The 8,600-nt window shown below is 38.0% G+C and carries 15 protein-coding genes; 14 read left to right on the forward strand and 1 reads right to left on the reverse strand.

Annotation, left to right across the window (positions count from 1 at the left end):
• Nucleotides 1-1,006: terminase large subunit domain-containing protein (locus BZK14_RS02155; protein WP_216350012.1), on the reverse strand; the 1,006-nt coding region annotated here is incomplete at its 3' end.
• Nucleotides 1,007-1,157: 151 nt separating this feature from the next.
• Between BZK14_RS02155 and BZK14_RS02160 the strand changes: the two genes are divergently transcribed.
• The 14 genes from BZK14_RS02160 to BZK14_RS02225 all read left to right on the forward strand — a co-directional run.
• A complete protein-coding gene (locus BZK14_RS02160) occupies nt 1,158-1,952 on the forward strand; it encodes a GPO family capsid scaffolding protein (RefSeq protein WP_077924961.1) in 795 nt (264 codons plus the stop codon).
• Nucleotides 1,953-1,970: 18 nt separating this feature from the next.
• Nucleotides 1,971-3,017: a P2 family phage major capsid protein gene (locus BZK14_RS02165; RefSeq protein WP_077924962.1), complete on the forward strand. Its 1,047-nt coding sequence runs from the start codon at nt 1,971-1,973 to the stop codon at nt 3,015-3,017.
• Nucleotides 3,017-3,664 (forward strand): phage terminase small subunit, encoded by a 648-nt coding sequence (gene gpM / locus BZK14_RS02170; RefSeq protein WP_077924963.1) that lies wholly within the window; start codon nt 3,017-3,019, stop codon nt 3,662-3,664. Before BZK14_RS02165 ends, gpM begins: the two co-directional genes overlap by 1 nt.
• A 100-nt stretch (nt 3,665-3,764) precedes the next feature.
• On the forward strand, nt 3,765-4,232 hold the full coding sequence (locus tag BZK14_RS02175) for a head completion/stabilization protein (protein WP_077924964.1): 468 nt from the start codon (nt 3,765-3,767) through the stop codon (nt 4,230-4,232).
• Nucleotides 4,229-4,441, forward strand: a complete 213-nt coding sequence (locus BZK14_RS02180; RefSeq protein WP_077924965.1) for a tail protein X — start codon at nt 4,229-4,231, stop codon at nt 4,439-4,441. The genes BZK14_RS02175 and BZK14_RS02180 overlap by 4 nt, the downstream gene beginning before the upstream one ends.
• A gap of 2 nt (nt 4,442-4,443) precedes the next feature.
• Nucleotides 4,444-4,935 (forward strand): M15 family metallopeptidase, encoded by a 492-nt coding sequence (locus tag BZK14_RS02185; RefSeq protein ID WP_245831123.1) that lies wholly within the window; start codon nt 4,444-4,446, stop codon nt 4,933-4,935.
• 8 nt (nt 4,936-4,943) lie between these two features.
• A complete protein-coding gene (locus tag BZK14_RS02190) occupies nt 4,944-5,261 on the forward strand; it encodes a hypothetical protein (protein ID WP_077924967.1) in 318 nt (105 codons plus the stop codon).
• A gap of 17 nt (nt 5,262-5,278) precedes the next feature.
• The gene (locus BZK14_RS02195) at nt 5,279-5,530 is read left to right on the forward strand and encodes a hypothetical protein (protein ID WP_077924968.1); all 252 of its coding nucleotides are present in this window, start codon (nt 5,279-5,281) and stop codon (nt 5,528-5,530) included.
• Nucleotides 5,517-5,873 carry a hypothetical protein gene (locus BZK14_RS02200; protein WP_077924969.1) on the forward strand — a complete coding sequence of 119 codons (357 nt, stop codon included), beginning with the start codon at nt 5,517-5,519 and terminating at the stop codon, nt 5,871-5,873. The genes BZK14_RS02195 and BZK14_RS02200 overlap by 14 nt, the downstream gene beginning before the upstream one ends.
• Nucleotides 5,870-6,235: a phage tail protein gene (locus tag BZK14_RS02205; RefSeq protein WP_077924970.1), complete on the forward strand. Its 366-nt coding sequence runs from the start codon at nt 5,870-5,872 to the stop codon at nt 6,233-6,235. Before BZK14_RS02200 ends, BZK14_RS02205 begins: the two co-directional genes overlap by 4 nt.
• Nucleotides 6,219-6,653: a phage virion morphogenesis protein gene (locus BZK14_RS02210; protein ID WP_171973618.1), complete on the forward strand. Its 435-nt coding sequence runs from the start codon at nt 6,219-6,221 to the stop codon at nt 6,651-6,653. Before BZK14_RS02205 ends, BZK14_RS02210 begins: the two co-directional genes overlap by 17 nt.
• Nucleotides 6,654-6,655: 2 nt before the next feature.
• Nucleotides 6,656-7,369, forward strand: a complete 714-nt coding sequence (locus tag BZK14_RS02215; protein ID WP_077924972.1) for a phage baseplate assembly protein V — start codon at nt 6,656-6,658, stop codon at nt 7,367-7,369.
• Nucleotides 7,366-7,731 (forward strand): GPW/gp25 family protein, encoded by a 366-nt coding sequence (locus tag BZK14_RS02220; RefSeq protein ID WP_077924973.1) that lies wholly within the window; start codon nt 7,366-7,368, stop codon nt 7,729-7,731. The genes BZK14_RS02215 and BZK14_RS02220 overlap by 4 nt, the downstream gene beginning before the upstream one ends.
• A partial coding sequence (locus BZK14_RS02225) for a baseplate assembly protein (protein WP_077924974.1) occupies nt 7,724-8,600 on the forward strand: 877 nt, incomplete at its 3' end. The genes BZK14_RS02220 and BZK14_RS02225, both read left to right, overlap by 8 nt.

Below are 8,600 nucleotides of genomic sequence, written 5' to 3' on the forward strand. Positions count from 1 at the left end.
TTAAACCACCTGCGACAGCATCATGTATCGTTATGATTTGTCTGAATTTTCCATCTTGGCCAAGATGACCTTTTCGTAATAAATCGTATGAAGTATCAATCTTATTTTTAGGGTGTTTACGATTCCATTTATCCCCAAAAAAGAAAGCATGGCCAGGATGATCTTTACTTGAAGCACTGGATAAATATGCCACGTTGTATCGTTCTTGTGTCGCACAAGCTGATACTACTTTTGTGAGTTCATCAAAGCGAGGCATCCACAAGAATTCATCACAAGTCACATCCCCTGAATAACCCTGAGCTGTGGCAGGATTGGCGGCTAAGAAATAAAATTCTAAACCTGGCTTAAACGTCATCTTGTCACGGCCACCAATCTCAATATCCGCATATTCTTTCACAAACTTCTGAATGTATGTGCGTGCTTGATAAGCCTGATTTTTGGAAGCTGAAATATAAATCTGATTATTATTTTGATTGATTAAACGCATCAATCTATAAAATGAAAATGTATGTGTTAAACCTGCTTGTCGTGTTTTACCTAGTAAATATTCAGATGAAAAGTTAGGATTTTGATCTAACTGATCAAATGTTGTGATAATGTCTTTTTGAAACTGAAAGAGATCATTGAAACCTTCATTAATACGACTAACAAACTTATCCCAATCAAAATCTTTAGAGCTTAATTTTGCCGCACTTGAACGTGTTTTGGGTGGCATGATCAAGTCTTTCACTTGCTTGCCCAACTCTTTTAGTTCTTTGAGCTCTTTATCGCTCTTTTCAGGTTTAATCACTAAAAATGTATAGCGAACCTCTAAAGCCGTTTGAATCTTTTCAAACATTGTGGCTTCTTCCCACTTCTCTGAGCGTTTCCAACTATTTACAGTAGGCTGTGAGATACCCAATAAACGAGCAATATCAATCTCTTTCCAACCGAGATTGAATAAAATGCGCGCTTGTTGTTTGGGTTCAAGCGCAGGATTGGGCAAGTTCATCATTAATGTTTTCATGCTCGCATTATGCGAGTGATCACACGTGTAAAATTTTATGAATACCTTAGTACCCCACTAACTAAGGCATAACAGCACACATCACTCTTGCATTACTTGAATAATGATTTTTATTTTTTAGATACATAAATTTCATATTTGAGGAATTCAAATGAAACCTAAACGTACAAAATTTTTTAGAGTCGCTGTGTCAGGGATGGCACTCAATGGTTTAGAGATCACGAATGACATGATCAACAAAATGGCAGCCAACTATAATCCTGAAAAGTATTCTGCAATCATCAATGTTGAGCACGTTCGTGGTTTCTCTTTAAATAATGACAACTTCCCAACTTTGGGTAGAGTTGTTGCAGCAAAAGCTGAAAACTTCACAACGGATACAGGTGAAACAAAGCGTGCATTATTAGTTCAAGTCGATGCTTATTCTGGCTTAATTGCAGCACATGAAGCAGGTCAAAAATTAGGTTGGTCAATTGAAGTTGGTACGTTACCAGAAACAGGCGAACCATTCTTGTTTGGCTTGGCAATTACAGATTCACCTTCAACTTTCTACACACAGTTAATGGAATTCAATTTGTTGAAAAAAGCAGATGAAGAACAAAAAATTGGTGAATATGTAGAAAATTCTTTTGATTTTGAACCTGAAAAAACTGAAGCAAAGCCAAGCTTCTTTTCAACATGGTTTAGCAAACAAAAACCTGCTGAACCTGAGCCAATTAAACCCATTGAAGCTCAAGTGGGTGAGTTCACATTGCCAAAAGAATTCACAGATGAATTACAGAAGTTCTCTATGGCATTCACAGGCATGCAAGAAAAAATTGATCAATTAGAAACACAAAACAATGAATTGATCGCGAAGTTTTCTGCACTCGAAAATACACCTGCTGATCCAACAGGCCACCCATCCACCAACAACGCAGACAATATTTTATTGGCTGATTGTTAATCATAAAAAGGTAATCACATGGAAATTTCACAATTAGCTTATCAAGCATTCAGCTTATTCAAAGAACAACAAGCCAAATTGCATGGTGTATCTGTTGATTTCATAACAAAAGGCCACATGTTTACAGTGAGCCCAAAAGTAGAACGCAATTGGTTCAAACACCTATATGCCAATGATGATCTTTTATCAAAGATTCATACCGGCACATGTAAAGAAATGATCTGTGAAGATATTGGCTTAGTCACACCAACAGGTATTATTTCTGGCCGTGTGAACAATGCTGATCGTAAAAACCCACGCCAGCCACGAAAAATTGGTAGCACAAATGGCATTCAATATCAGACAGCAACCACGCATTTTGACACCTACATTCCTTATCGTTCATTGAATGAATGGGCAACTGAACCTGAGTTCCAAAAGTTAGTGAATGCATTCTATTTTGAACAAAAAAATGCAGAAATCCGCATGATTGGTTGGAATGGTATCAAAAAAGCAGATGTTACAGATCCAGCAACAAATGAATTGGGTCAAGATGTGAATATCGGTTGGTTGCAACGTGTTCGTGATCATAAACCTGAGCACGCATTCAAAGATAAGATTGGTGAGTTAACAGTAACCATTGGCAAAACAGGCACATTCAAAAACTTGGATGATTTAGTCACTAAAGCCATTGCTGTGATTCCACCTGCCAAACGTAAAAATTTAGTGGTATTTGCATCGGATAATATGTTGTTAGATCGTGCATCTGCATTATATGCAGGGGCAAATAACAAAGATTTAGCAGACAATGCTGTATCCATTGCTCGAAAAGAAGTTGGCGGCCGCCCTGCTTATGCTGCGGACTTCTTTCCTGAAAATACAATTTTCATCACATCATTTGACAACATGGCACACATCACACAAACAGGATCTATTCGCCAGCGGTTAGAAGAAAATTCCACATTCTCTTGTGTTGATCGATTCTCTGAAACAGAAGAGTTTTATGCTTTGGGTGATTATGACAAGGCTGTATTGATCGAAGGCATCGTATTTGTTGAAGAAGATGCAAATGAAGGCGGTGCATAATGAACCCATTCTTAAGAGCAAAACAAACAGCAATTGCAGCAGCTGTTGCCAGTGATGAAAATTCAGGCCAACGCAGTGAATTTGAATTATTAATGGTTAAACTCACGCGTGATAAACAGGCACTATCGGATATTCAAGGCACGCCTGGCAAACTTGCTTATAAAAATGAGTACTTTGAAACATATTGGCCATGGTGCGAAGGGATCTTGTCACAAAATGAAAAGCGTGAAGATCCAATCTTAATTCACATGTTTATTTGGGCTTTTGACATTGGTGATTTAGACAAAGCTCTGCAATTGTCTGAATACATGCTTGATCATGATATTCAGTTAAATAAAACAACGAGTTTTAGCATTACAACTGCTGGTTTCATTGCTCGCTCGATTGCTGATTTAGGTCAGTTCCCTGATCTTACTTTGGGAGAGTTACAGCCGTTCTTTGATCTTGTGAAAGATAAAGATATGCCAAATCAAGTATTGGCAGAGTTATATAAAACAGCTGCAATTCTATCTAAAGAAGAAAATCAACTGAATGATGCTTTAGCGTACTTCACTCGTGCGAAACAATTGTATGAAAAAGTAGGTGTAAAAAAGCTGATTACAGAAGTTGAAAAGCTGATCGCAGAGCAAGAAGAAAACAAAGATTAACCAAACACCTCCCGGTGCTAAGCATGCCTGTGCTGAGTTGATGATTTTTAATCATTCGATTCCCCGCGCAGTGCATCGCTTAGTTTAATAAGGAACTGATATGTCAGGATTCGTTGGCAAAGTAGAAAAACCAAGCAGTGAGATTATTCCCCGCTCTGGCTTTTGGCCAAGTGTTGATTTATCAGAATTTCGCAGTGATAAGCGTGTTTTAAATTCAATCAGTGCAGAGCAAGCCAAAACAGCAGTTATTAATGCCTTGGTACATGTGATCAATCAGCTCAATGATTATGAAACTAAACAAGTTGGGTTGGGTTATTTGATTTTGGAAGATGTGCCAGCGCGTGAAATTGCTGGGGTTAATCAGAATGTTTTGCTATTTGAAAAAGCTGTATTTAGCAAAGCCAAATCAATTTTACTAGAAGAATATCGAGATATGGATCTCGCACGTAAAGCGGGTGAGGATAAAGCTGAACAAGCTGCATCAAACATCAAAACATTTCAAGCTGAATGCTTTATTGCCATCCGTAACTTAAAAGGCAAAACAGGCGTATATGCGGAGTTGGTATGAGCAGAGTTCTCACAGTACAGCTTGATATGCCACTTGATCTTCTATTACACAAAAATGGGATTGATACCTCACAAGTGAATGCGACTTTGGAATTACCTGCTAATCGTCATTTGGCCAAACATAAAAATATGTTGCCAATGGGCACAAAGGTGACATTGCCAGAAGTTGAAGTGAAACCTGTGAAAGAGATCATCCAATTATGGAGTTAAGTATGTTTAAACTTGGGCAAAAATCACAACAAAATTTATTGGGTGTTCATCCTCATTTAGTTGCAGTTGTAAAACGTGCAATTGAGATCACACAACAAGATTTCAATGTGTTTGAAGGTGTACGTACAGCAGCACAACAAAAGATTAATTATCAAAAAGGTACATCCACAACATTGCACAATTCACGCCATTTGATTGGTAAAGATGGCTATGCACATGCAGTTGATTTAGTGCCATTCATCAATGGCCAATTAAAGTGGGATTGGGAAGGCTGTTACAAAATTGCTGAAGCAGTTCGTCAGGCATCCATTGAATTGAATATCCCTATTCGTTGGGGTGGCGTGTGGGATCAATTGCTTTCTGAAACACAAGGCAAAACCACGAAACAAGCACAACAAGCTTATGTTGATATGCGCATACGTAATAAACAGCGTGCTTTTGCTGATGGCCCTCATTTTGAGTTGCCATTATCCAATCAATATCCACAGTTTTAAGGTGAACCATGGAAAAAATTGACGATACAAAGTTGATCAGTTTGGGTGCATTCATTGTTGCCACAATTGTTTTAATCATTGTTGCATTGCGTGATCCAACTGCTCTATCTGAAATTTATTGGATTTACTGTTTGGCTTTTGCTGGCTTAAAGATTTCCAAAGGCATTGTTACCACACTCCAAAAGCGTGATGCATTAATAAATTTCAAGGAACAAACAAATGAACGTAACGTGGATTTTGGCAGTGATCAGCCTATTGGTCATCAGCATTCTGGTTCTAAATTGGAAGCTGAAAAAGACGGGCCAACAACTGGACGAAGCAATTAATAAAGTAGGAGTGAAAGATGCAGTTATCAAAAATGCTCAAACAGCTCAACAAATCAAAAATCGTAATGCTGATCGTAATGCTGATGATCGTGACAAGCGGATGCGCGCAAAAGGTTACTTACGAGATTAGCAACGACGGCATGTGTCTGATCTTTGATCCGATTCATGGGTCATACAAAGACACTGAAAAAACAAAAGAACAGTTAGAAAAATATATGGATTTATATACATATTTTTGCAAAGAAGGCGGAACCAATGGCAGTCGATAACCACAACATTACAGTGCGCGAACTTAACACACAGCTTTGGAAGTTTATCGGCACATTATTTGCAATTGGCTTGGGTGCAGGAAGTTGGTATATGAGCACAACAAACAAAAGATTAGATTCAGTTGTTGATGTGCAAAATCAAACAAACTTAAAAATCGAATCATTCAGCGTAAAAACTGAGCTCAATGATTTGAAATTAATGAAATTAGAAAGTCGTGCTGATGCATTTGCAACACGACAAAACGAGTTTGATAAAGATTTATCACAGTCAAATATGATTCTGAAAAATCATGATCAGTTGTTGCATAAACACGAAGCACAAATCAAGGCTTTAGAAAAATGATGAAAGATAAAAAGATCAACATCATCACCCAAATCTTAGCCAAGTTTCATGATCCAGCTCGGACTGATGTTTTAGTCGATGACGGTGTCATTAAACAATCATCCCCAAAATCATTGGCGTTCAAAAAAGAATACACAGTATTCATTGGATTGGATCAGTTTGCAGGTAATGAAGATGTGATTTATGCACATTTGCTGAAATTCATGCGTGATTATGAATCACATAATCAAAAAGAAGATCGTTTCAAGTTTGAGGTGACATTTGAGCGTGAAACAGAAGTCTATTTAGCCATTGAACTCATGATCACTGATTGGGTCAATGTGAAAGAAGATGGAGATGAATTGCATGTCAATGTCTGCTGATACTCGTGATTTGGATGCTTTATTGAAAGGTTTAACGCCTGGCAGTCGTAAAAAATTGGCAAAGCAATTGGGCATGGCATTGCGTGTTGATACAGCTAAATCCATCCGTCAAAACATTGATTCGGATGGCAAAAAGATGACACCACGCAAGCGAACTAGCAAACGAAAAGGCAGTAAAAAATACGGCAAGATGTTCAAAAAATTAAGCAAAACACGATCAATGCGAATCAATGCAACGTCAAATGAGGTGAGCATCGAATTTAATGCAAAGAAAATTCCAAAAACGCATCATTTTGGATTGCGTAAAAAAGTTGGGAAAAATGCATTTGCAAAGTATCCAGAACGAACATTATTGGGCTTCAATGACAAACGAATTTCATTAGTTAAAAAACGAGTATTGGATCACTTCACGGTGTAAATATGAGCGACTTATTACGAAAACTAGACAATTTAATCCGAGTTGGCACGATTGCAGAAGTGAATTTATCTTCTGCACCTGCGATGGTTCGTGTTGAAGTTGATGAAGGTGTGAAATCTGATTGGATGCCATTTTCTCAAGCATTCATTGGGCAAACAATGATTTGGTGTGCGCCTAAAATTGGTATGTCTGGGTTAGTTGTCAGTGAAGGCGGTGAAAACCGTGTTAATCGTTTCTTCCCTTGTTTCAATGATTCATCGAATGCACCAGCTTTGGGTGAGGATGATTTCAAAATATTTCTAAAAAATGGTGACAGTATTCATCATAATTCGGACTCTGGTATTTTAACCATCAATAGTGCTAGCCAAGTCATAGTAAATAGTAAAAAAGCTGATGTTAATGCAGCAAAGATCACATTAAACGGTGATACAACCATTACAAAAACATTAACAGTACAAGGATTTGCAAGCTTCAACGGTGGTTTTGCGATGAATGCAGGCTTTGCACGTAGTGCAATGTATCAAGCAATGTCAGCTAATTATTCATTAATGAGCAGTAATGTACGCAGCAATGTTGTTGGTATGATTAATATTCCAATCATTGTCAATGCAACAATGACTTACAACATAGACCCTGTATTACATGGTGTGCCGTATTTAGAACATGCCCATACAGATGTAAAAGCGGGTGGCGATAATACAGGCGGTGTTGCATGAGTTATATCTCTCGCGAAACAGGTAAGCCTATCGCTTTGAATGAACATATTGAGCAATCAATCATGGACATCATCACTACACGCATTGGATCACGTGTAATGCTTAGATATTACGGCACATTATTACCAGAAATGGTGGATAAGCCAGGCAGTGATTACACATTGATGCTTTTAATGGCAAGTACAACGATGGCCTTACTTACCTATGAACCAAGAATCATCCTCAGCCGTGTTTTATTTATTCCGTCAAAATTAATGCGAGGAAAAATTGAGATATACATTGATGCAGTGATCAAAGAAAACCAATCTCAACTCAATGTATTTCAATACTTAACACCAACAATAGGAGGTAATAATGTGTAGTCAATTAAATATATTTGCACTGCCTAAGCCTTCTGTTATTCAACCTTTGTCTTTTGAGGCTGAACTGAAACGCATTGAAGATGCTTTCATTGCATTAAATCCCACTTATGCGGGCTTATTAGTAGAAAGTGATCCGATTAAAAAAGTATTAGAAGCATGGGCTTATGATCGTGTGAATTGGGTGAATCATTTCAATGAATCCGCACGACAAACGATGCTAGCTTATGCAAATGGTAGTAATTTAGATCAAAGTGCGGCCAATTCTGTTACACCAAGATTGCCAAACGAATCTGATGAATCATTGCGTTATCGTGCAAGTATTGCGCCCGAAGGATTCACATGTGCGGGCCCAAGCGGTGCGTATGAATATCATTCTTTAAAAGTTTCAAGTGATGTGATGCATGCAACTGTGTTAGCACATACGCCGATTCAAGGCTATGTGACGGTTGTGTTACTCAGCCACAGCAATAATGGTGAAGCATCAGAAGAATTGCGTGATCAAGTTTGGAATCATTTGAGTGCTGAAGAGGTACGCCCACTTTGTGACACAGTGCATGTTGAAAAAGCGATCTTCAAAGATACAGAAATCATCATCAAAGCAACATATTTTGAAGGCTCAGATAAAGATGAAGTGAATGCGCGTATTTTAAAATCACTCGAATATTTAAGTGAATTGAATGCAACAGAGCGAAAAGCGAAAGATATTTTTAAGCCTAAAGAAATGCTCACAGTGAATCAGATTCATCAAGCGGCACGTGTTGCAGGTGTTCAGAATATTGAAGTAATTTCGCCAAAAAATGATATTCAGCCTGGCGCAAAAGAATCCATTCGTATTGTAAAGCGTGAGATCAAAGATGGCGGTTGGTATG

The sequence above is a fragment of the Wohlfahrtiimonas larvae genome (assembly GCF_002006755.1).
Lineage (GTDB): Bacteria > Pseudomonadota > Gammaproteobacteria > Cardiobacteriales > Wohlfahrtiimonadaceae > Wohlfahrtiimonas > Wohlfahrtiimonas larvae.